General features: G+C 74.4%; 12 protein-coding genes. 9 read left to right on the top strand and 3 right to left on the bottom strand.

What is annotated here, in order from left to right; genetic code table 11:
* The first annotated feature begins 111 nt into the window (after positions 1–111).
* Positions 112–1,026 carry a cysteine synthase A gene (cysK, locus tag ACLIBK_RS14005; protein ID WP_415387886.1) on the top strand — a complete coding sequence of 305 codons (915 nt, stop codon included), beginning with the start codon at positions 112–114 and terminating at the stop codon, positions 1,024–1,026.
* Here cysK and ACLIBK_RS14000 read toward each other — a convergent pair.
* Positions 971–1,348, bottom strand: a complete 378-nt coding sequence (locus tag ACLIBK_RS14000; protein ID WP_415387885.1) for an oligopeptide/dipeptide ABC transporter ATP-binding protein — start codon at positions 1,346–1,348, stop codon at positions 971–973. The genes cysK and ACLIBK_RS14000 overlap by 56 nt on opposite strands.
* 279 nt (positions 1,349–1,627) lie before the next feature.
* Here ACLIBK_RS14000 and ACLIBK_RS13995 point away from each other — a divergent pair, with 279 nt between their 5' ends.
* The 5 genes from ACLIBK_RS13995 to ACLIBK_RS13975 all read left to right on the top strand — a co-directional run bounded on the left by ACLIBK_RS13995 (position 1,628) and on the right by ACLIBK_RS13975 (position 8,980).
* Positions 1,628–2,038: a FixH family protein gene (locus ACLIBK_RS13995; RefSeq protein ID WP_415387884.1), complete on the top strand. Its 411-nt coding sequence runs from the start codon at positions 1,628–1,630 to the stop codon at positions 2,036–2,038.
* A 13-nt stretch (positions 2,039–2,051) separates the two neighbouring features.
* The gene (locus ACLIBK_RS13990) at positions 2,052–3,512 is read left to right on the top strand and encodes an efflux RND transporter periplasmic adaptor subunit (protein ID WP_415387883.1); all 1,461 of its coding nucleotides are present in this window, start codon (positions 2,052–2,054) and stop codon (positions 3,510–3,512) included.
* On the top strand, positions 3,509–6,682 hold the full coding sequence (locus tag ACLIBK_RS13985) for an efflux RND transporter permease subunit (protein WP_415387882.1): 3,174 nt from the start codon (positions 3,509–3,511) through the stop codon (positions 6,680–6,682). Before ACLIBK_RS13990 ends, ACLIBK_RS13985 begins: the two co-directional genes overlap by 4 nt.
* Before the next feature lie 134 nt (positions 6,683–6,816).
* A complete protein-coding gene (locus ACLIBK_RS13980; RefSeq protein WP_415387881.1) occupies positions 6,817–7,344 on the top strand; it encodes a YcnI family protein in 528 nt (175 codons plus the stop codon).
* Positions 7,345–7,354: 10 nt separating this feature from the next.
* Positions 7,355–8,980 (top strand): copper resistance CopC/CopD family protein, encoded by a 1,626-nt coding sequence (locus ACLIBK_RS13975; RefSeq protein WP_415387880.1) that lies wholly within the window; start codon positions 7,355–7,357, stop codon positions 8,978–8,980.
* 36 nt (positions 8,981–9,016) lie between these two features.
* On the opposite strand, the gene ACLIBK_RS13970 is transcribed toward ACLIBK_RS13975, so the two are convergent.
* The gene (locus tag ACLIBK_RS13970; protein ID WP_415387879.1) at positions 9,017–10,402 is read right to left on the bottom strand and encodes a sensor histidine kinase; all 1,386 of its coding nucleotides are present in this window, start codon (positions 10,400–10,402) and stop codon (positions 9,017–9,019) included.
* Entirely contained in the window at positions 10,399–11,595 is a 1,197-nt protein-coding gene (locus tag ACLIBK_RS13965) for an FIST signal transduction protein (RefSeq protein ID WP_415387878.1), read from the bottom strand. Before ACLIBK_RS13965 ends, ACLIBK_RS13970 begins: the two co-directional genes overlap by 4 nt.
* Positions 11,596–11,940: 345 nt before the next feature.
* On the opposite strand from ACLIBK_RS13965, the gene ACLIBK_RS13960 reads away from it, so the two are divergent.
* Genes ACLIBK_RS13960 through ACLIBK_RS13950 form a run of 3 tightly spaced genes read left to right on the top strand, consistent with a single transcriptional unit; the run spans position 11,941 to position 22,230 of the window.
* Positions 11,941–13,281: a glycosyltransferase family 4 protein gene (locus ACLIBK_RS13960; protein WP_415387877.1), complete on the top strand. Its 1,341-nt coding sequence runs from the start codon at positions 11,941–11,943 to the stop codon at positions 13,279–13,281.
* 10 nt (positions 13,282–13,291) lie between these two features.
* Positions 13,292–20,905 carry an SDR family NAD(P)-dependent oxidoreductase gene (locus ACLIBK_RS13955; RefSeq protein ID WP_415387876.1) on the top strand — a complete coding sequence of 2,538 codons (7,614 nt, stop codon included), beginning with the start codon at positions 13,292–13,294 and terminating at the stop codon, positions 20,903–20,905.
* A complete protein-coding gene (locus tag ACLIBK_RS13950) occupies positions 20,902–22,230 on the top strand; it encodes an aminotransferase class I/II-fold pyridoxal phosphate-dependent enzyme (RefSeq protein ID WP_415387875.1) in 1,329 nt (442 codons plus the stop codon). Before ACLIBK_RS13955 ends, ACLIBK_RS13950 begins: the two co-directional genes overlap by 4 nt.
* Positions 22,231–22,276: the final 46 nt, after the last annotated feature.

Below are 22,276 nucleotides of genomic sequence, written 5' to 3'. Positions count from 1 at the left end.
CGCCCCGGGTGCCGCCGCCGCGCCGGGCTTCGGCGTGATTGAAGCCTGCCGCCGGAACTGGCATCCCAGCACCCGAATGCCCGTCATCCGGAACGGCAGGGGGAAGCCCGAATGAAAGCCCAGAGCGTTCTCGACACCATCGGCAGCACGCCGCACATCCGCGTCGGCCGCCTGTTTCCCGAGGCGGAGGTCTGGATCAAGTCGGAGCGCGCCAATCCCGGCGGCTCCATCAAGGACCGCATCGGCTTGGCGATGATCGAGGCGGCCGAGGCGGATGGCAGCCTCAAGCCCGGCGGCACCATCATCGAGCCGACCTCCGGCAACACCGGCATCGGCCTGGCGATGGCCGCGGCGGTGAAGGGCTACAAGCTGGTGCTGGTGATGCCCGAGAGCATGTCGGTCGAGCGCCGCCGGCTGATGCAGGCCTATGGCGCGAGCTTCGACCTGACGCCGCGCGAGAAGGGCATGAAGGGCGCCATCGCCCGCGCCGAGGAGCTGCTGGCCGAAACGCCCGGCGGCTGGATCCCGCAGCAGTTCGAGAACCCGGCCAACATCGCCGTGCACGTCCGCACCACCGCGCAGGAGATCCTGGCCGACTTCCCCGAGGGGATCGACGTGCTGATCACCGGCGTGGGCACGGGCGGGCACATCACGGGCTGCGCCCAGGTGCTGAAGGCGCAGTGGCCGGGGCTGAAGGTCTTCGCGGTGGAGCCTTCGGCCTCCCCGGTGATTTCCGGCGGCTCGCCCTCGCCGCACCCGATCCAGGGGATCGGCGCCGGCTTCGTGCCGGCCAACCTGCACACGGACCTGCTGGACGGCGTGATCCAGGTGGCCGCCGACGACGCCAAGGAGTTCGCCCGCCGGTCGGCGCGGGAGGAAGGGCTGCTGGTGGGCATCTCCTCCGGCGCGACGCTGGCCGCGATCGCGCAGAAGCTGCCGGAACTGCCGGCCGGGTCGCGCGTGCTCGGCTTCAACTACGACACCGGCGAGCGCTACCTGTCCGTGCCGGATTTCCTGCCGGCCTGAACCGCCTCGGGGGGCGGCCCGGCCGCTCCCCGTTTCGCGGCACCGGTTCGGGGTGGTGACAGGCGGCGCGCTGGTGCGGCCGCTTCTCCGTGAGGTGTGGCGGCACGGTGTGGCAGGTCGTGCCGTCCGATTTCGGGCAGCGCGTGTGGAACAGGCAGCCCGGGGGCGGGTCCAGCGGGCTGGGCGGCTCGCCGCCGAGGCGGATGCGCGAGGCCTGCCGGGCGATCACCGGATCGGGCTCAGGGATCGCGGACAGCAGGGCGCGGGTATAGGGGTGGGCAGGGGCGGCGAAGATCGCCTCCGCCGGGCCGATCTCCGCCATGCGGGCCAGTTCCGGGCCGCTTTGCCGTCATGGCCCGAGAGGGCGCGGGCACGGCGCCCTCCCTCAAGTTTGGCGAGAAAGTATTCACGAAAGCAACTTGGGGTGGTATTTTCCCGTTTAAACGGCTGGGATGGCGGAAGAGGCTTCCCCGCCCAGAGGTGCAGGACCGACCGCACGCATGCCTGGCCATCGGCCGACTCCTAAAGCTCCCGGTAAGGCCTCTGCCCGCATCATGGCCCCTCAGAACCGCGCAGCCCCGAAAATCGAGGTTGGAAACACATGCTGGAACCGAAGTGCGGCCTGCCCGGAACCGTCGTGGCAACGCTGCTGCTCGTGGGATCGATGCCGGGCGGTGCGGGGGCCGCCGACCTCCAGGACTACGAGGTGCAGCTCGTCACCCCGCAGGTGCGGCAGGGCGACGGCGTCACGGTGGCGGTGCGGCTGGTGCAGCGCACCACCGGCCGGCCCGTGCACAACGCCGTGCTCTACGGCACCCGGCTGGACATGTCGCCCGACGACATGGCGACCATGATCGCCCCGCTGGTCCCCGTGGCGGGCGGCGAACCCGGCGTGTACCGCTTCCGCACCAACCTTTCCATGACCGGCCGCTGGGCCCTTACCCTCGCCGCCAAGGTGCAGGGGGAAGCCGGCACGCTGCGGGCACGCCTCATCCTCCAGGCCGCGCCCTGAACGGGGCGGGACCGTGCGACGCCGCCTGGTGCCGGCCATCCCGGCCCTGCTGCTGGCCGCGCTGCTCCTCGCCGGGAAGCGCGACGGCCATGCCGGGCTGATCCCCGGGGGAACCCAGGCCGCCCAGGCGCAGCCCGCGGGCGGCGAGATCCTGTACTACCGCCACCCCGACCGCGCGGAATACGCGGCCGTGCCGCAGCGCACGGAGGACGGGCGCGACTACCTGCCGGTGCGCGCGGGCGAGGATGGCGAGCCGGCAGCGCCGCCGCCGGCGCCCCAGGCCAGCGGGCGCATCCTGTACTACCGCAACCCCATGGGCCTGCCCGATACCTCGCCGGTGCCGAAGAAGGACAGCATGGGCATGGACTACGTGCCCGTGCGCGAAGGCGAGGAGGACGCGACGGTGCGCGTGGCGCCCGGCCGGCAGCAACTGCTGGGTGTGCGGACCGAGGCCGTGGCGCGGCGCCCGGTGCTGCGCCCCCTGCGCGCCCCCGGCCTCGTGCAGTTCGACGAACGCCGGGTGTCCGTGGTGGCGCTGCGCGCCGACGCTTTCGTGGAGCAGGTGGAGAACGTCACGGTGGGGGACCGGGTGCGCCGCGGCCAGCCGCTGCTGCGCTTCTTCTCGCCCGAGATGGCGGCAGCCGGGGCGCAGTACCTGTCCGCCCTGGCCATCCCCGCCGGCACCAGCGCCGCCACCGCCGAGGGCGCCCGCCGCCGGCTGGAGAACCTGGCCGTGCCCCCGTCCCTGATCGCCGAGATCGAGCGCAACCGGCGCGTCCCGCCCAGCCTGTCCTGGCCCGCGCCGCGCGACGGGGTGGTGATCGGCCGCGACGTGCTGGACGGGATGCGGGTCGCGGCGGGCGAGGTGCTGCTCCGCATCGCCGACCTGTCGGTGGTCTGGGTGCTGGCCGACCTGCCGGAGCGCGACCTGGCCGGCGTGTCGCCCGGCCAGGCCGCCACCGTGCGCGCCCGCGGCCTGCCCGGCCGCGCCTTTCCCGCCCGGGTGGAGTTCCTCTACCCCGAGGTCAACGCCGCCACCCGCACCGCCCGCCTGCGCCTCACCCTGGGCAATCCCGGCACGGTGCTGCTGCCGGGCATGTATGCCGAGGTGGAGATCGCGGCCGGAGCGGAGGAGGCGGTGCTGGCCGTGCCGGATTCCGCGGTGATCGACAGCGGCACGCGCCGGGTCGTGCTGCTGGACCGCGGCGATGGCCGCTTCGAGCCGCGCGAGGTCCGCGCCGGCCGGCGCGGCGGCGGCTTCACCGAACTGCGCGAGGGCGTGGCCGAAGGCGACCGCGTGGTGGTCTCGGCCAATTTCCTGATCGACGCGGAGAGCAACCTGCGCGCGGCGCTGGTCGGCCTGTCCGTGCCGGCCGCCCCGACGGACCAGCCCGCCGCGGAACGAAGGCCGGCCGGCCAGGCTTCCGGTGGGCACGGGATGACGGGACACGCGCCGATGGACCGGATGCCGTGATCCGCGGCCTGATCACCTGGGCGACGCGCAACACCCTGCTGGTGCTGCTGGGGGCGGCGATGCTCTGCGCCGCCGGCGTCTGGGCGGCCGGGCGCCTGCCCCTGGACGCGCTGCCGGACCTCTCGGACACCCAGGTCATCGTCTACACGGAATATCCCGGCCAGGCGCCGCAGGTGGTGGAGGACCAGGTCACGACGCCGCTGACCTCGGCCATGCTCACCGTGCCGCGCTCGCGCGTGGTGCGCGGCCTGTCCTTCTTCGGGGCGTCTTACATCTACGTGGTGTTCGAGGACGGCACCGACCTCTACTGGGCGCGGTCGCGGGTGCTGGAATACCTCAACGCCGCCGCCTCGCGCCTGCCCGCGGGAGCGCGGCCGGCGCTGGGGCCGGACGCCACCGGCATCGGCTGGGTCTACCAGTACGCGATCATCGCCCGCGACCTGTCCCTGGCGGAACTGCGCTCAATCCAGGACTGGCGGCTGCGCTACGCCCTGGCGCGGGCGGAGGGCGTGGCGGAGGTCGCCAGCATCGGCGGCTTCGTGAAGCAGTACAACGTGGTGGTGGACCCGCTGCGGCTGCGCGCCCTGGGCCTGACGCTGGAACGTGTGCGCGACGCCATCCGCGCCAGCAACAGCGATGTCGGCGGCCGCAGCGTGGAACTCTCGGAATTCGAGTTCATGGTGCGCGGCCGCGGCTACCTGCGCAGCACCGAGGACATCGAGCGCATCGTGCTGCGGGCGGAAGGCGGCGCGCCGCTGCTGCTGGGCGACGTCGCGCGGGTGGAACTGGGCCCGGACGAGCGGCGCGGCTTCGCCGACCTGGACGGCCAGGGCGAGGTGGCCGGCGGCATCGTGCTGCAGCGCCTGGGCGCCAACGCGCTGGAGGTGATCCGCAACGTCAAGGCGCGCTTGGCGGAGGTCGCGCCGTCACTTCCCACGGGGGTGGAGATCCGCGCCGTCTACGACCGTTCCGCGCTGATCCTGGGCGCCGTGTCCACCCTGCAGCGCACGCTGATCGAGGAAGCGCTGGTGGTGGCGCTGGTGACGGCGGTGTTCCTGTTTCACCTGCGCTCCGCGCTGGTGGCGGTGGTGGTGCTGCCGGTGGGCGTGCTGGCAGCGCTGGTGGTGATGAAGCTGTTCAACATCCCGCTCAGCATCATGAGCCTGGGCGGCATCGCCATCGCGGTGGGTGCCATGGTGGATGCCGCCATCGTGATGGTGGAGAACGCCCACAAGCACCTGGAACGGGCAGCCCCCGGCGCACCACGTGGCCCCGTCGTGGTGGCCGCCGCGGCGGAGGTCGGGCCGGCGCTGTTCTTCTCGCTGCTGGTGGTCACCGTGTCCTTCCTGCCGGTTTTCGCGCTGGAGGACCAGGAAGGCCGGCTCTTCGGGCCGCTGGCCGCCACCAAGTCGCTGGTGATGGCCGCCGCCGCCTTCCTGTCGCTGACGCTGGTGCCGGTGCTGATGCTGATGCTGGTGCGCGGACGCGTGGTGGCGGAACACCGCAACCCCGTGAACCGGCTGCTGATCTGGCTGTATCGCCCGGTGATCCGGCTGGTGCTGCGGGCCCGGGTGCTGACGGTGCTGCTGGCTGTGGCGATGCTGGGCGCCACCGCCTGGCCGGCGGCGCGCCTGGGCGGCGAGTTCATGCCGGCCCTGGACGAGGGCACGCTGCTGTTCATGCCGACCACCCTGCCGGGCCTGTCGGTGACGCGGGCGGTGGAGCTGCTGCAATTGCAGGACCGCATCATCCACTCCTTTCCGGAGGTGGATTCCGTCTACGGCAAGGCCGGCCGCGCCAACACCGCCACCGACCCCGCGCCCACCGAGATGTTCGAAACGGTCATTCAGCTCAAGCCGCGCGAGCATTGGCGGCCCGGCATGACCACGGAAGCGCTGGTAGCGGCCATGGACCGCGCGCTGCAATTCCCCGGTGTCAGCAATGCCTGGACCATGCCGATCGCCGCCCGCGTCAACATGTTGTCCACCGGCATCCGCACGCCGGTGGGGGTCAAGGTCTTCGGCCCTGACCTCACCGCGGTGGAGGAAGCCGCCAAGGGGGTGGAGGCGGTGCTGCGCACCCTGCCCGGCACGAGCAGCGCCTATGCCGAGCGGCTGTCGGGCGGCTACTACCTCGACGTCGTGCCGGACCGCGACGCGCTGGCCCGCTACGGGCTGCTGGTGGGCGACATGCAGTCCGCCGTGGCCGCGGCGCTGGGCGGCGAGAGCGTGACCACGGTGATCGAGGGCCGCGAGCGCTACGCCGTCAACGTCCGCTACCCCCGCGACCTGCGCGACGACCCCGAGGCGATGGCGCGGGAGGTGCAGCTGGCGCTGCCCGGCGGAGGCTCCGTGCCGCTGGGCGAGGTCGCGACGCTGCAGCGCACGCGCGGCGCCACCGCCATCCGCACGGAGAACGGCCAGCTCGCCGGCTTCGTGTTCGTGGACGTGCGCGGCCGCGACCTGCGCGGCTACGTGGCGGAAGCGCAGCGCGCCGTGGCTGAGGGGGTGCGCCTGCCGCCCGGCACCTTTCTCGCCTGGAGCGGCCAGTTCGAGGCCCTGGCGCGCGCCGAGGCGCGGCTGCAGCTGTTGGTGCCGCTGACGCTGGTGCTGATCTTCGTGCTGCTCTACCTGCATTTCCGCCGCGCCACCGAGGCGCTGGTGGTGATGCTGTCGGTGCCCTTCGCGCTGATCGGCGGCGTGTGGCTGCTGTGGTGGTGCGGCGCCAACCTGTCCGTGGCGGTGGCGGTGGGCTTCATCGCGCTGGCCGGGCTGGCGGCGGAAACCGGCGTGGTGATGCTGTTCTACCTCGACCAGGCGCTGGAAGCGGCACGCGCCCGGCTGGCCGCGCAGGGCCGGCCGCTGGACCGGATGGCGCTGCGCGAGGCCATCATCGCCGGCGCCGTGGGCCGCGTGCGGCCCAAGATGATGACCGCCACCGCCATCATGGCCGGGCTGGTGCCGATGCTCTGGAGCACCGGCACGGGAGCGGAGGTGATGAGCCGCATCGCCATCCCGATGGTGGGCGGCATGGTGTCCTCCACGCTGCTGACGCTGGTGGTGATCCCCGCCCTTTACGCCATCCTCAAGGGCTGGCGCCTGCCGCGCGAGGTGCCCGCGCCGGCCCGGCCGGATGCGCGCGTCGCGCCCGCCGCGGTCCTGGCGCACTGACCCGTGCGCCGCTGCCCGAGCCCCACCCGACTGGCCCCGCCGCGGCGGCGCCGTTCGCCGCGTCCGGGCCGTTCCGCCGCCGTCCACTCACCCGCCCGCCGCGCCCCGCGGCCGGCCTTTTCCCGGGAGTTCCCATGATCCGTCGCACCCTTCTCGCCGCCTCGGCCTTCGGCGCCGCGCTGCTGGCGGTGGCCGCGCCCCTGCCCGCCGCGGCGCACGTGACGCTGGACCGGTCGGAAATGCCGGCCGACAGCTCCCTGCGCATCACCCTGCGCGTGCCGCACGGCTGCGAGGGCGCGGCCACCACGGGCATCCGCGTCCAGATCCCGGCCGAGCTGCGGGAGGTGAAGCCGATGCCGCTCGCGGGCTGGACGCTGAACACGGTGCTGGGCGACGTGGCCGTGGCCTCGGCCGGCGAGCACGGCGCCCCCACCGCGCCGGTGCGCGAGGTGTCCTGGCGCGGCGGCAACCTGCCCGACGCTTTCTACGGGGAATTCGTGATGCGGGTGCGCACCCCCGCCGAGCCGGGCGGCACCCTGGTGTTCCCGATCGTGCAGGAATGCGAGAACGGCAAGGTGGCGCGCTGGATCGAGCGCCGCGCGGCGGGTGGGCCGGAGCCGCGCTTCCCGGCCTACCTGGTGCGTATCACTCCCAAGAACTGAGGCACCCGGCGTGACCCTCCGCGCCCGTCCGGCCTGGCCGGCCCTGCTGCTGCTGGTGCTGCTGCCCTTCTGGGCGTTGCCGGCCGGCCCGGCCCGGGCGCATGCATCGCTGGTGGAAACGGTGCCGGCCGATGGCGGCACGCTGGACGCAGCCCCCGCGGCGATCGTGCTGCGCTTCGACGGCGCAGTGACGCCCCTGGCGCTGCACCTGCTCGGGCCGGGGGGCGCGGTCGAGTTGCCCGGCCCGGCCGTGGCGGAGGGCAACGTGCTGCGCGCGCCGCTGCCGGCGGAACTGGGCCGGGGCACCTTTCTCGCCAGCTGGCGGGTGGTGTCGGCCGATGGCCACCCGATCGGCGGCACGCTGGCGTTCGGCATCGGCGCGGCGCCGGTTCGCGCTGCGGCGCCCGAGGCGGCGGCGGACCCGGGCTGGACAATGGCGGCGGAGGCGCTGCGGCTGCTGCTCTATGCCGGCTTCGCCGTCGGCGCCGGGGCCGCGTTGTTCCGTGCCCTGGTGGCCGAACCCTCGGGCCGCCTGCGGCGCGGCGGGGCGGTGGCGGCGCTGCTGGGGCTGCTGGCCGCGCTGCTCGGGCTCGGGGTGCAGGGCGGCGCGCTGCTCGCGGCGGATTTCCCGGGGGCGCTGCTGGGGATCGCCCCCTGGCGGGCGGCGCTGGGTTCCACCGCCCTGCCGCGCGCCCTGCTGCTGGCCCTGGGTCTGGCACTGACCGCGGCCAGCCTCGCCTCCGGCCGGCGCGGGGCGCGCTGGGTCGGGCTGCTGGGTGCCGGGGCCGCGGCCGTGGGCTTCAGCCTGTCCGGGCACGCCGCCGCGGGCGGGGTAGCGACGCAGCTGCTGCTGGCCGGGCACGTGCTCTGCGCCGCCTTCTGGCTGGGCGCCTTCTGCCCGCTGCTGGCGGCGCTGCGGGCGCAGGGCGGTGCGGCGGCGCCGGTGGTGCGCCGCTTCGCGGCCCTGGCCATTCCGGCGGTGGCGATCCTGTTGCTCAGCGGCACCGTGCAGGCCGCCGTGAACCTGCCGGCGCCCGCGGCGCTGCTGGACACGGGCTACGGCCGCCTCGTGCTGGCCAAGGCGGCGACGGCGCTGGTGCTGCTGGGGCTGGCGGCGGTGAACCACCTGCGCCTCACCCCCGCCCTGGCCACCAGCGGCCCGGTTCCCCTGCGCCGCAGCATCCGCGCCGAGGCCGGGCTGGGCGCCGTGGCCCTGGCCCTGACGGCGGTGCTGAGCATGACCTCGCCCCATCCGGGCACCGGCGCCGCAGTGGCCGGTGCGCCGGGCGGCGACCTCCTCGGCCCTGGGCTGGTGGTGGCGGCGGAAGCCCAGGGCCTGGACCTGCTGCTGGAAGCTTATCCCGCGCGCGTCGGGCAGAACCGCCTGACCCTGCAGCTCAGTGCGGCCAATGGCGAGCCGGTGGCGGCACCGGAGGTCTGGGTCACGCTGTCGCAGCCGGAAGCGGGGATCGTCGGCATCCGCCGCCGCATGCGGGCCGAGGCGCCCGGCCGCTTCGTGCAGGAAGGGCCGGAACTCGCGGTGGCCGGCTGGTGGAACGCGCAGCTGGACGTGCTGGTGAACGACTTCGAACAGGCCACGGCCAGCGTCAGCTTCGACGTACCGGGTCCCGATTAGGCCGTTCCACCGGCGCGCGGAACACCGCCCCGCCGGTCACTCCTGCGGGGCGGCGTCTTCCTGGCGCAGGCAGTCGGAGGGAAGGGTCACCAGCACGCTGGTGCCCTCGCCGAGGGCGCTACGGATATCCAGCGTGCCGCCATGCGCTTCCACCAACCCCTTGGCGATCGGCAGGCCCAGCCCGGTGCCGGCCGAGGCACGGTTGAGCGGGCTGTCGAGCTGCTGGAAGGGTTCCAGCGCCCGCGGCACGTCCTCCGGCCGCATGCCGATGCCGGTGTCGCGCACCTCGATCTGCAAGCCCTGTCCCGGCGCGAGCAGCCGGGCGCTGAGCTGCACGCGGCCGCCGGGCGGGGTGAAGCGGATGGCGTTGCTGAGCAGGTTGTCCAGCACCTGGCGGAAGCGGGTGCGGTCCACCCGGATGGACAGGTTGGCGGGCAGCTCGCCGGCGGAAACGCTGACCTCGCGCTCGGTGGCCGAGCCCTGGGCGGCGCCCACGCTTTCCGCCACCAGGGAGGCGATGGGGAACCAGTAGGGCGTCAGCGTCGCGCCGCGGCGGGCCAGGCTGGAATAGTCCAGGATCTCGTTGATCAGCGCCAGCAGGTGGCGGGCCGAGGACAGGATGTGGCCGTTGTAGTCCTCGCGCTCGCGGTTGGAGAGCGCGTAGCCGGAATCCGCCGTCATCATCTCGGAAAAGCCGATGATGCCGTTCAGCGGCGTGCGCAGCTCATGCGTCAGCGTGGCCAGGAAGCGCGAGCGGGCGGAGCTGGCTTCCTCCGCCATGCCCTTGGCCAGGCGCAGCTCCACCTCGGCCTGCTTGCGCAGCAGCACGTCGATATAGACGGAGAGCGCGCCTTCCACGAGTTCCTGGTCGCCTTCCTCGAAGGGACGGCTGACATTGCTCTCGGACTGGTTGCCCAGGATCAGCGCGATGCCGGTGGCCTCGTCGTAGGCCCAGAGGATGTAGGGCAGCCGCAGGATGCCGGTCAGCTCGTAGGCCGGCGGCTCGATCCGGGTGCGGGAGGTGGTGAAGAAGAAGGGCGGCGGCGAGGGCACGGTGAAGTCCCGCCCCAGCGCGTCGCCTCCCAGGCCCAGCGCGTGGGTGAGGTGGAAGCGCTCGCTGCCCCGCGGCTCTTCCCGCAGCAGGGCGGCGCGGTCGCACATGGCGCTGTCCACCACGATGCCCAGCATCGGCTCGGCCAGGTCCTCGGGCGAGGCGCCCTGGTCGGCGAGGCGATAGGCTTCGCGGATCAGCTTGGCCACGGTGCGGGAGCGGCGGGCTTCGCGAAAGGCGACGCTCTGCTCCTCTTGCAGGCGCAGCAGCCGGGCGCCGAGCGCGTTGCACTCCCGGCGGTAATAGGCGAGTTCGCGCTCCAGCTGCCCTTCGGGCAGGGGCTGGGGCGGCAAACGGGGGGAAACGCTCACGCAGGGCGCCGCCGCAGCACTGCCAGAACTCCGGTCCAGTCCAGCGGGCGGCTGTAGCCTTCGAAGGGCGCGACTTCCACCCCGGAATAGAAGCCCAGGAAGGGCAGGCCGGGCGGCACGCCCGCCAGCACCACCGCGGCTTCCTCCACCGGGGCGCCGCTGCGCGCGCTGCCGCGGCCGGCACAGTCGATATACAGGCCCAGCAGGCTGTCCGGGTCCTGCAGGCTACCTTGCAGGGAAGCCACGCCGTTGCGCGCGCTGTCCAGCATCAGCGAGTTGTCGCGCGCCATGATCTGCACCTGGGCGCCCAGCGCGAAGTCGGGCTCGAACAGCGTAACCGAGCCGGTTTCCGGGTTGGCCTGCAGGATCAGCCGGTTGACGTAGCTGTTCTCGTCATAGGGGGCGAAGGGATCGCCCTGCTTCTGGCCCAGCGTGGCGATCAGGGACAGTTCCTGCCCGCGCGCCTCGCCCAGGCTCAGCCCGAGCATGCGCTCGATCACCCCCAGCGCCGGCTGGCCGTCCAGCTCGTAGACCTCGGCACCGTCGATGCGGGTGATCTCCATGAAGGTGCTGACGGGGCGGCAGCCATGCAGGATCGCAGTGTCCAGCACCACCTCCGGCGGGAACACCAGGGCGATGGCGGCGTGGCGACGCACGCCCTCGCCATCGAAGACCCAGCCGTCGGACAGGTTCATGTCGGTCAGCAGCCCGCCGCCCACCAGCCGCACGGGATGCCCCTCCAGCCCTTCCTCCAGCCCTTCCACCACCATGCTGGCGGGATGCAGGCGCAGCGGCACGCGCTGGGCGACGCTGTCGAACAGCAGCAGCACCACTGCATCGGGCGCGGCCACCGCGCGGATGCGGGCGCCCAGCGCGCGGCCGCCGCTGCGCTCGTCGGGGTCGAGATCCTCCACCAGCACCGTCGGCAGCGGGTCGTCCGGACCGAAGGCCGCCAGCGCCAGTTCCAGCCCGCTGTAGCCGGAACCGGCATGCGCGATCACGCCGGCCGCGGCACCCCCCACGACCGGCACGGGCCCCAGGGCGAGGCGCAGCGCTTCCAGCACCGCCTCGCCCGGTAGCTTGCCGCCGCAAAAGGCCAGCACCAGCCGGGGCGAGACGCCGTCCAGGGCGGCGGCACAGCGCTGCGCAGTGACGGCCGCATCGCCGTGCCGGTGATAGGCAACCCGGATCAAGGCAGCATCCTTTCGTTCAAGGCCAGAGACCGGTTGCAGCGGCGCCGAAACTTGCCTATTGAGTTACCGGCCAGCAAATTCTTTCTACCACAGGTTGCCCAAATTCTTCCCGAATGCCCATGGAAAGCTGATGGCGAGTACACGTTCTCGCTAGGTTGGACGTTTCTCTTAATCGAGATTGACGCAGCACGATACGGGAACTTAATTCTTACTGGCCAGGCCTTCGCAGTTGCAGCATTCTAGCGGGCAGAGACGGCACAATCAGAGGTAGGTGAGGACATGAGCACTATGCGCCTCCCTGAGAGTGGGCCTTCGCTCCCGCATGTGATCCTGGACATTTCCCGCTTGCTCGCCTGCGGCGTCAAGCCGGCACCGTCGGGGATCGACCGCGTCGAGCTGGCTTATGCCCGCCACTGGGCGGAGCGGCCCGCCGAATGCAGCACCTTCGTGGCCCAGGGCCCGATGGGCCGCTGGGCCACGCTCCCCCGGTCCGGCGTGGCGGACCTGGTGGCCGGCCTCACCGAAGCCTGGGGTGGCAGGGCCGAGGACGCCTCGGAGGCCCGGTTGAAGGCGCGCCGAATCGCCTCGGGACTGCGGCTGCGCGCCACGCTGGGCCTGGGCGCACGCGCCCTGGGCAAGGTGTTCGCCCAGCCTGGGCCGAAGGTGTTTCTGCTGGTGTCGCACCGGGCGCTGGAACGCCAGGGGCCGATCCGCGCGCTGCGGGCCCGCGGCTGCGCCTTTGTGCCGCTGATCCACGACCTGATCCCCGCCACCCACCCCGAATATGCCCGGCCCGGCCAGTCCGGCCGGCACCTCCGGCGCATCGGCACCACCGCTGCGCTGGCCGACGGGGTGATCGTGAACTCGGCCCACACCGCGCTGGCGCTGTCGCCGCACCTGCGGGCGCGCGCCCTGCCGCCGCCGGTGCTGGTGGCGCCGCTGGGCATCGACCCGCTGCCCTCGGCCGCCCGCACCGCCGCAGGCCCGGTGCTGCCGCTGGAACCTTATTTCATCACCCTCGGCACCATCGAGCCGCGCAAGAACCACCTGCTGCTGCTGCACCTGTGGCGCGACCTCGTGCGGCAGCAGGGCGTCGATGCCCCGCGCCTGCTGCTGGTGGGCCGCCGCGGCTGGGAAAACGAGAACGTCGTGGATATCCTGGAACGCAGCCCCTCGCTGCGCGGGGCGGTGCACGAGCTCGGCTCGGTGCCGGACAACCGGGTCTGGGACCTCCTGCGCGGCGCCCGCGCCCTGCTCTTTCCCTCCTTTGCCGAGGGCTACGGCCTGCCGCTGGCCGAGGCGCTGGCGATAGGCGTGCCGGCGATCTGCTCGGACCTGCCGGCCCTGCGCGAGGTCGGCGGGGTGGTGCCGGACTACCTCGACCCGCTGGACGGGGCGGGGTGGCGCGACCTGGTGCAGGACTACGCCCAGCCCGACAGCCCTGCGCGGGCCGCGCAGCTGTCCCGCCTGGGCGGCTGGCGCGCGCCGCGCTGGGAGGACCATTTCCGTCGGGTGGACGCCCTGCTGCGCCGGATCACCGTGCGAACCGCGCTGGGGCAGCTGCCGGCCCAGGCCACGCCCGGCGCCGCGCTGTCCGGGGCGGCCATCGGCGCGGCGCTGACGCGCGGCATCGCCCCCGGGAACGTGTCGGCGCGTGCCCTCGTTCCGACACAGCCCTCGTCGTAGGATCGAAATCATGCTCCGGGCCAGAAACGAGACCGCCGGTCGGAGGAAAATCCTCCCCGGTTCGGAGCCGATCGCCATTGTCGGGGCCGCCTGCCGCTTTCCCGGCGCGCCCGACCTGGACAGCTACTGGGACCTGCTGCTGAGCGGCCGCGACGCGGTGTCCACCCTGCCGGCCTCGCGCTTCTCGCACGATGTGTTCCTCCATCCCCGCAAGGGCGAGCCGGGGCGGACCTACACCTTTGCCGCCGGCCATCTGGGCGACGTGTCGGGCTTCGACCCCAGCGCCTTCGGCCTGTCGCCGCGCGAGGCCGCCGAGGCCGACCCGCAGCAGCGCCTGCTGCTGGAAGTCACTGCCGAGGCGATCGAGGATGCCGGCTGGCGGCCTTCCGACCTCGCAGGGCGGGAAATCGGCGTCTGGGTGGGGGGTTCCTCCACCGATTATGCCGAGCTGCGGCTGTCCGACCCGGCGGGCGCCGACCGTTACTTCATGACGGGCAACACGCTCTCCATCCTGGCCAACCGGCTGACCAACGTGTTCGACCTGCGCGGCCCGGCGCAGACGGTCGACACCGCCTGCTCCTCCTCGCTGGTGGCGCTGCACCACGCCGTGCAGTCGCTGCACCGCGGCGAGGTGGAGGCGGCCGTGGTGGGCGGGGTGCAGCTGCTGCTCTCGCCCTATGCCTTCGGCGGCTTTTCCAAGGCCTCCATGCTGTCGCCCACCGGGCGCTGCCGCGTCTTTTCCGCCGCTGCCGACGGCTACGTGCGGGCGGAAGGCGCGGGCACCGTGCTGCTCAAGCCGCTGTCCAAGGCCCTCGCGGACGGCGACACGGTGCGGGCGGTGGTGCTGGGCAGCGGCGTCAACAGTGCCGGCCGCACCATCGGCCTGTCCTTGCCCAGCGGCGAGGCGCAGGCGGCACTGATCCGCCGCGTGCTGGACCGCGCCCGCGTGTCGCCCAGCCGCATCGCCTATTTCGAGGCGCACGGCACCGGCACCCCGGCGGGGGACCCCATCGAGACCTGGGCGATCAGCCGCGCCGTGGCCGGCGCCGCCGGCCGGCGGCCGCGCACGGCGCTGCCGATCGGCTCGGTGAAGGGCAATATCGGCCACACCGAGCCGGCTTCCGGCATGGCCGGGCTGCTCAAGGCGATGCTGGTGCTGCAGCACGGCACGGTGCCGCCCAACCTGCATTTCGACACGCCCAACCCGAATATCGGCTTCGCCGCGCTGAACCTGCGCGTGCCGGTCGCGCCGGAACCGCTGCCGGCCGTGGGCCGCGGCGCGCCGGTGGTGGGGGTGAACTCCTTCGGCTTCGGCGGCACCAACGCCACGGTGCTGGTGGCCGGCGCCCCCGGGCAGGACCTCGCCGAGGCGGCCCCGCGCGCGCGTCCGGCTCGCACCGCCGCGGCGGAGAAGGCGGCCCTGCCGCCGCTGCTGCTGTCCGCCCGCTCGGCCGCGGCGCTGAAGCTGCTCGCCGCCCGCTGGCGGGAGCGGCTGGAGGGCGCGCCCGCCCCCGCCATTCCCGCCCTGCTGCGCGGCGTGGCGCGGCACCGTGACCTGCTGCCGCACCGCCTGGCCGTGCGCGGCGCGGGTGGCGCGGCGCTGGCCGCGGCGCTGGCCGATTGGAGCGAAGGGCGCCGCCCCGCCGCCGTGACCGAAGGGGTGGCCAGCACGGTCGCTTCGCCCGGCCTGGCCTTCGTGTTTTCCGGCAATGGCGCGCAGTTCCCGGGCATGGCGCGCGACGCGCTGGCCGGCAGCGCCGCCTTCCGCGCCGGCGTCGCCGAAGCCGACGCCGCCCTGGCGCCGCTGCTGGGCTGGTCGGCGCTGGAACGCCTGACGGACGGGGTCGAGGAAGCGGCGCTGGCCGGCACCGATGTCGCCCAGCCGCTGCTGTTTGCCGTGCAGGCCGGCCTGTTGCGGGCGCTGGCGGCGGAAGGGCTGGTGCCCGACCTCGTGCTCGGCCATTCCGTCGGCGAGGCCGCGGCCGCGCTGGCCGCCGGCATCCTGGACATGGCGGGGGCGGCCAGGCTGGTGGTGGCGCGGTCCGCCGCCCAGCACGCCACCCGCGGACGCGGCCGGATGGCGGCGCTGAACACCTCCGCCGAGGACGCGGCACCGCTGCTGGCCGCCTGCGGCCCGGGGCTGGAGATCGCGGCGCGCAACGCCCCGCGTGCGGTCACCGTGGCCGGCCCGGCGGAGGCGATCGCCCGGCTGGCGGCGCAGAGCAAGGCGCAGCGGGTGAACTGCATCCCGCTGGACCTCGACTACGCCTTTCATTCCGCGGCGATGGACCCGGTGCGCGACCAGCTGATCCGGGCACTGGAAGGCTTGGCGCCGCGGCCGGCAGAGCGGCCCTTCATCTCCACCGTGACCGGTGCCCTGCTGCCCGGCGAGGCCGCCGACGCCAACTACTGGTGGCGCAACCTGCGCGCCCCCGTGCGCTTCGACGAGGGCGTGACCGCCGCGCTGCGCGAAGGCGCCAAGCTGTTCCTGGAGATCGGCCCCAACCCGGTGCTGCAATCCTACCTGCGCGAGAACGCCCGCGCGGCCCAGGGCACGGGCAAAGGCGGTGTGCAGGCCGGGGTGTCCTTTTCCCTGTCCCGCCGCGACCGGCCGGACAGCTTTCCCAATGGCGACCCGATCGCCGCCGTTGCCGACCGCGCCACCGCCGCGGGCGCCGACCCGCGCACCGGCCCGGCCTTTGCGGGCGCGGCGGAGCGCCGCCTGCCCCCCACCCCCTTCGCGCGCGAGCGCCACTGGTTCGGCAGCACGCATGAGAGCGCGCGGCTGCACGACCCGCATCGCGACCACCCGCTGCTCGGCCACCGGCGCGACGGCGAGGCGCGGCAATGGACGCGCGACATCGACACGCTGCTGGAGCCCTGGCTGGCCGACCACCAGCTGGGCGGCGAGGCTGTGCTGCCCGCCGCGGCCATGCTGGAAATGGCCCTGGCCGCCGCGTCCCGGCGCTTCCCCGAGGCCGCGGCGCTGGAAGTCTCCACCTTTCAGATCCTGCGCCCCTTGCCCCTGAGCGAGGCGGAAACCCGCCAGTTGCGCTGCCGCCTGTCCGACGAGCTGATCTTCACGGTGGAAAGCCGCCGCCGCCTGGTGGAGGAGGGCTGGACCCTGCACGCCCGCGGCCGCCTGGGCGAAGCCACCTTGTCCGCCCTGCCGGCCGAGCCCGCCGGACCGCTGCCGGACGCGCCGGGCACCCTGCGACGGGTGACGGGCGCGGAGGTCACCGCCCTGGCCGCCCGCTTCGGCCTGCAATACGGCCCCGCCTTCCAGCCGCTGCGCGACGTTTCCGCCGGTGCCCGGCACGCCCGGGCCGAACTGGTGCTGCCGCCCGAGGCCCCCGGCGATGCCGGCTTCCTGCTGCATCCCGTGCGGCTGGACGGGGCGTTGCAGGCGCTGATCGGGCTGTTGGCGCCGCAGGTGGCCGAGGCCGCCGCCACCGGCGAAGCCCTGGTGCCCGTGCGCTTCGAGCGCCTGGTGTGGCGCCGCGACGCCGCCCCTGCTGCCACCGCCGAGCTGACACTGCTGCGCGCCGGCGAACGCTCGGCCGCCGCCGCCCTGGTGCTGCGCGATGCCAGCGGCAGCGCCGTGGCGCGGGCGGAAGGCGCCACGCTGCAGCGGGTGCGCCTGGGCCGCGCCGAGGACGCCGCGCCGACCCCCTTCCGGCTGGAAGACCTGCCCGAAGCCGATCCCGCCCTGCCCGCGCCGGAGCCCGCCCTCTCCACCGCCCTGGACGCGGCTCGCCGTGCCGACGAGGCGTTGGACCTGTCGGAAGCGGCGCTGCTGCTGGAAGGCTGGGTCGGGGTGGCGAGCCACCGCGCCCTGGGCAGCCAGCCCGCGGCCGCGCGGCGGGACTCGCCCCTGGCGGACAGCCTGCTGCGGGCGCTGGAAGAGGATGGCCTGGCCGAGCGCCGCGCCACCGTGGCCGATGGCCGGACGGCGGATCCGCGGACGGCCGCCCCCGTCGCCAAGGCCACGACGGCCGGCGCGGAAGCCAGCCACGGCGCGGCGGCCAATGCCCGGGACGGTGTGGCGAAGAGCCGGAATGCCGCGGCGGCTACCGATGGGAAGGCTGGCCGCGCCGAGGACTGGGTGCTGCTGCCCCCCGACGACCTGCCGCCGCCGGAAAACATCTGGCGCGAGGTGCTGGCCGAACAGCCCGCCATGGCGCACGACCTCGCCTGGCTGGCCCTGGCGGCGGAACGGCTGCCCGATGCCCTGGCCGGCCAGGGCAGCACCCTGCCGATGCCGGAAGAAGGCGCGGGCAACGACCGTTTGGCCGAGGTGCTCGCCGCCGCCGCCGGCACGCTGGCCGCTGCCTGGCCGGCGGACCGGCCGCTGCGCGTGCTGGATCTCGGCGGTGCCCCGCTGACGCGGCGGCTGGCCGTGGTGCTGGCCGCTTCCGGCCGCCGGGTGCTGCACATCGTGGCCGGCGAGAACCGCGCCCTGCCGCCTGCGCGCGGCGCGGTGGAGGTTTCGGCGGTGAACTGGGACCCCGCCTCGGACGCGCCCTTGCCGGTCGTGGCCGACCTGGTGGTCGGCGTCGGCGCCGCGCTGCGCCACCGGCCCGGCGCTGCGCCCGCGGGGGTCGCGCTGCTGCCCCGCCTCGCCGCCGCCATGCCGGAAGGTGGCGCGCTGCTGCTGGCCGAGCCCGCGCCGGGCCGCGTGCTGGATCTCGGCCTGGGGCTGGACCCGGAATGGTGGAAGGGCCGCCCGCTGCCCGGCATGGCGGAATGGCGCGAAGCGCTGGCAGCACCTGAAACCGCCAGCCCCTGGCAGCATGCCGAGGTGGAAAGCCTGCGCGCCGCGCCCTGGCCGGCGCTGCTGGTCTGCGCCCGCCGCGCCCCGGCCGCGGTGCCGCCCGCGGAGGCCGCTCCCCGGGAAGCCGACGCGCCGCCGATCCTGATCTTCGCCGACACCGGCGCCACCGCCCTGCGCGATGCCCTGCTGGAGATCCTGCCGGCGGGCAAGGCGTCGCTCGGCGGCGGCCGTCTGGAGGATGCCGCCGCCCTGCCGCCGCGCCGGCTGCAGGGGGCAGTCGTGCTGGCGCTCGCCAATCCCGCAACCGAGGCGCTGCCCACCACCCTGGCCTCGATCGCCCGGCTGGCCGAGGCCGCCCAGGGTGCTGCCGCACGCTTCACCGTGGTGGCGCAGGGCGGTGGCGGCCACCCGCCGGCCGAGGCGGTGCGCGCCCTGTGCCGCACCCTGTGCAACGAGCTGCCGGACCTGTCGCCGCGCCGCATCCTGGTGGACGCGGCCCTGTCCCCCGCCGTGGCCGCGGCGCGGCTGCTGCCGGAACTGCTCTCGCCCGGCACGGAGCCGGAGGTGCTGCTGTTCCAGTCGGCCCGCCGGGTGCCGCGCCTGCGCCCCGGCGCCGCGGAACCGGCGGCGCCCACCGCCCCGGCCCGGCTGGCGGTGCGCCAGCCCGGCCAGCTCGGCACCCTCGTCTGGGAGCCGCTGCCGCGCCTGCCCGCCCCCGCGCCGGGCGAGGTGTCCGTGCGCATCGAGGCCGCCGGTCTGAACTTCCGCGACCTGATGTGGGCCCAGGGCCTGCTGCCCGAGGAAACCCTGCAGGACGGCTTCGCCGGCCCCGGTTTGGGGATGGAGTTCGCCGGCGTCGTCGAGACCGCCGGCCCAGGCGTGGCGCTGCGCCCCGGCGCGCGGGTGATGGGCTTCGCGCCGCGCGCCCTGGCCAGCCATGCCGTGACCCGCGCCGAGGCCGTCTGCCCGATCCCGGACGGGATGGACTTCGCCGCCGCCGCCACCGTGCCGGTGGCCTTCCTGACCGCGGCCTACGCGCTGGACAGCTGCGCCCGCATCGCCCCCGGCGAGCGGGTGCTGGTGCATGGCGGCGCCGGCGCGGTGGGACTAGCGTCGCTGCAGGTGGCCCGCGCCGCCGGCGCCCGCGTCGCCGCCACCGCCGGCACGGAAGCCAAGCGCGCCTTCCTGCGCGCCGCCGGCGCCGAGCTGGTGCTGGACAGCCGCGACCCCGGCTTTGCCGACGCGCTGCGCCGCGAATGGCCCGAAGGGGTGGACGTGGTGCTCAACAGCCTGGCCGGCGAGGCAATGGAGCAGAGCCTCGCCCTGCTGCGCCCCTGGGGCCGCTTTATCGAGCTGGGCAAGCGCGACTATGCCGAGGACCGCCGCATCGCCGTGCGACCCTTCCGCAAGAACGTGTCCTATTTCGGCGTGGACGTGGACCAGCTGCCCGCCGCCCGCCCGGCCGAGGCGGCGCGCCTGATCGAGGGCATCCGCGCCCGCCTGTCCACCGGCGAGCTGCTGCCGCTGCCGCGCATCCTGCGCCGCGCCGAGGAGGTGGAGGAAGCTTTCCGCACCCTCCAGAACAGCGGCCATATCGGCAAGATCGTGATCCGCCCGCCGCGCGGCGCCGCGGTGGCCGCCCCCGCCTGGACGCCGCCCGAGGGCACGATCCTGGTCACCGGCGGCACGGCCGGCTTCGGTCTGGAATGCGCCAAGTGGCTGGCCGCGCACGGGGCGACCCGGCTGGCCCTGGTGTCGCGCCGCGGCGGCGCCACCGCCGGGATCGAGGCGGCGCTGCGGGCGCTCGGCGCGCTGGGCGCCCGCGCCACCGCCCATGCGGTGGACGCGACCGATCCGGCGGCGCTGGCCGCGCTGCTGGCGGAACTGCGCGCCGAGGGCGGCACGGCCGCGGAGGACGGCGCGGAGCCGCGCCCCGGAACGCGCCCGATCGCCGGGGTGGTGCACGCCGCCGCGGTGTTCGACGACGGCGCGGTGGGCACGCTGGACACGGCGCGCTTCGCCCGGGTGCTCGGCCCCAAGCTGACGGCGGCGGAGAACCTGGACCGGCTCACCCGCGCCGACGCGCCGGGGCTGTTCCTGCTCTTCTCCTCGGCCACCACGCCGCTGGGCAATCCCGGCCAGGGCAACTACGTCGCCGCCAATGCCGCGCTGGAAGCCCTGGCGCGGGCGCGCCGGGCGCGCGGCCTACCGGCGCTGGCCGTGGGCTGGGGCCCGATCGGCGATGCCGGCGTGCTGGCGCGCGACCTCGGCACCGCCGCCACCCTGGCCCGGCGCCTGGGCGCCGACACCATGACGGCGCGCGAAGCGCTGGACGCCCTGCCCGCGCTGCTCGCCTCCGGCTCCCCCGTCGTGCACCTGGCACGGCTGGGCTGGCGTCGCCTGGGCAGCGCCCTGCCGGTGCTGCGCGAGCCCGCCTTCGCCGCGGTTCGCGAGGCCGGCGGTGCCGAGGGCGAGGTGGAGGACATGCGCGCCCACCTCTCCGCCCTGCCCGTGGCCGAAGCCCGCGCCCTGCTGGTGCGCGTGGCCGCCGAGGAACTGGGCCGCATCCTGCGCCTGCCGGCCGAGAGCCTGTCCGCCGATGCCCCCGTGGCGCGGCTGGGGCTGGACAGCCTGGGCGGGCTGGAACTGCGCGGGGCGCTGGAACAGCGCCTCGGCCTGAGCGTCCCGCTGGCCGCGGTGACGGAAGACCTGACCATCGGCGGGCTGGCCACGCGGGTGATCGAAACGCTGCAAGGCGGCAAATCCGAGGAAACTCAGGTGGCGGCGCTGCTGGAACATTTCGAACCGACGCGCGAAGCCGCGCAGCCCGTGCGGGAGCCTTCGGCTTGACGGAAGGGTTCGGTCTTTCCGCCGGGGCGCGGCTGGCACTGCTGCAACGCCTGGCCAAGCGCCGGGCCCGGCAGGACACCGGCCCCGCCGCGGCGCAGCGGGTCGGCGCGCGCTCCTTCGCCGACCTGCCGGGGATGCGCGACTTCGCGCTGATGCAGACGGCGGTCGAGGAGCTCGACCTGGAGAACCCGTTCTTCAAGTCGCATGCGGGCGTTGCCGGCGGCAACACCACCATCGGCAACGAGCGCTACCTCAACTTCTCCTCCTACAACTACCTCGGGCTGAACGGCGACCCGCGCGTGGTGGCGGCGGCCAAGGGCGCCATCGACCGCTACGGCGTGTCCGCCTCGGCCAGCCGGCTCGTGTCCGGCGAGCGGCCGATCCATGCCGAGCTGGAAACCGCCCTGGCCGCCAACTACAACGCCGAGGCCGCGCTCTGCATGGTGTCGGGCCATGCCACCAACGTCACGGTGATCGGCCATCTGATGGGCGCGCGCGACGTGATCGTGCACGACGCGGCCATCCACAATTCCTGCACCGAAGGCGCACGCCTGTCCGGCGCCCGCCGCATCCCCTTCGCCCACAATGACTGGCGCGCCGCGGAGCGCGAGCTGGCCGCGGCGCGACGCAATGCCGGGCGGGCGCTGCTGGTGATCGAGGGCCACTATTCCATGGACGGCGACGTGCCGGACCTCGCGCGCTTCGTGGAGATGGCGCGCCGGCACGACGCCTGGCTCATGGTGGATGAGGCGCATTCCCTGGGCGTGCTGGGCGAAACCGGGCGCGGCATCTTCGAGGAACAGGGCGTCGATCCCGACGGCGTGGACATCTGGATGGGCACGCTGAGCAAGACGCTCTCGGCCTGCGGCGGCTTCATCGCCGCCAAGCGCGACCTGATCGAGTGGCTGCGCCACACCGCCCCGGGCTTCGTGTATTCCGTCGGCCTGCCGCCCACCCTGGCCGCGGCGGCGATCGAATCCCTGGCGGTGATGCGGGCCGAGCCCTGGCGCGTGGCGCAGCTGCGCCGCAACGCCCGCAGCTTCCGCGACCGGCTGCGCGCGCGCGGCTTCGACACCGGCGCCTCCGAGGGCTACTCCATCGTTCCCGTGATCACCGGCTCCTCCGTGCGCGCCACCCGTCTCTCGGCGGCGATGTTCGCGCGCGGCGTCAACGTGCAGCCCATCGTGTTTCCCGCCGTGCCCGAGCAGGCGGCGCGGCTGCGCTTCTTCGTGTGCGCCGAGCACACGGAGGCCGAGCTGGACCGCGCGGTGGACGCGCTGGCCGAGGGCGTGGCCAGCCTGTCGCCGCTGGAGATTTCCGGCTGAACCCAGTGCTGCGCGCGGGCCCGCCCGTTCCTGCGGACCGCACCGT

The sequence above is a fragment of the Roseomonas sp. BN140053 genome (genome assembly GCF_047690175.1).
Taxonomy (GTDB): Bacteria; Pseudomonadota; Alphaproteobacteria; order Acetobacterales; family Acetobacteraceae; genus Roseomonas.
This window is presented reverse-complemented; position numbering and strand designations above follow the sequence as displayed.

What these genes read in the sequence shown, in the direction of transcription:
- ACLIBK_RS14000 (WP_415387885.1), bottom strand. Translation starts at nt 1,348, where the DNA reads ATGGCGGAGATCGGCCCGGCGGAGGCGATCTTCGCCGCCCCTGCCCAC.
- ACLIBK_RS13955 (WP_415387876.1), top strand. Translation starts at nt 13,292, where the DNA reads ATGCTCCGGGCCAGAAACGAGACCGCCGGTCGGAGGAAAATCCTCCCC.
- ACLIBK_RS13995 (WP_415387884.1), top strand. Translation starts at nt 1,628, where the DNA reads ATGCTGGAACCGAAGTGCGGCCTGCCCGGAACCGTCGTGGCAACGCTG.
- cysK (WP_415387886.1), top strand. Translation starts at nt 112, where the DNA reads ATGAAAGCCCAGAGCGTTCTCGACACCATCGGCAGCACGCCGCACATC.
- ACLIBK_RS13980 (WP_415387881.1), top strand. Translation starts at nt 6,817, where the DNA reads ATGATCCGTCGCACCCTTCTCGCCGCCTCGGCCTTCGGCGCCGCGCTG.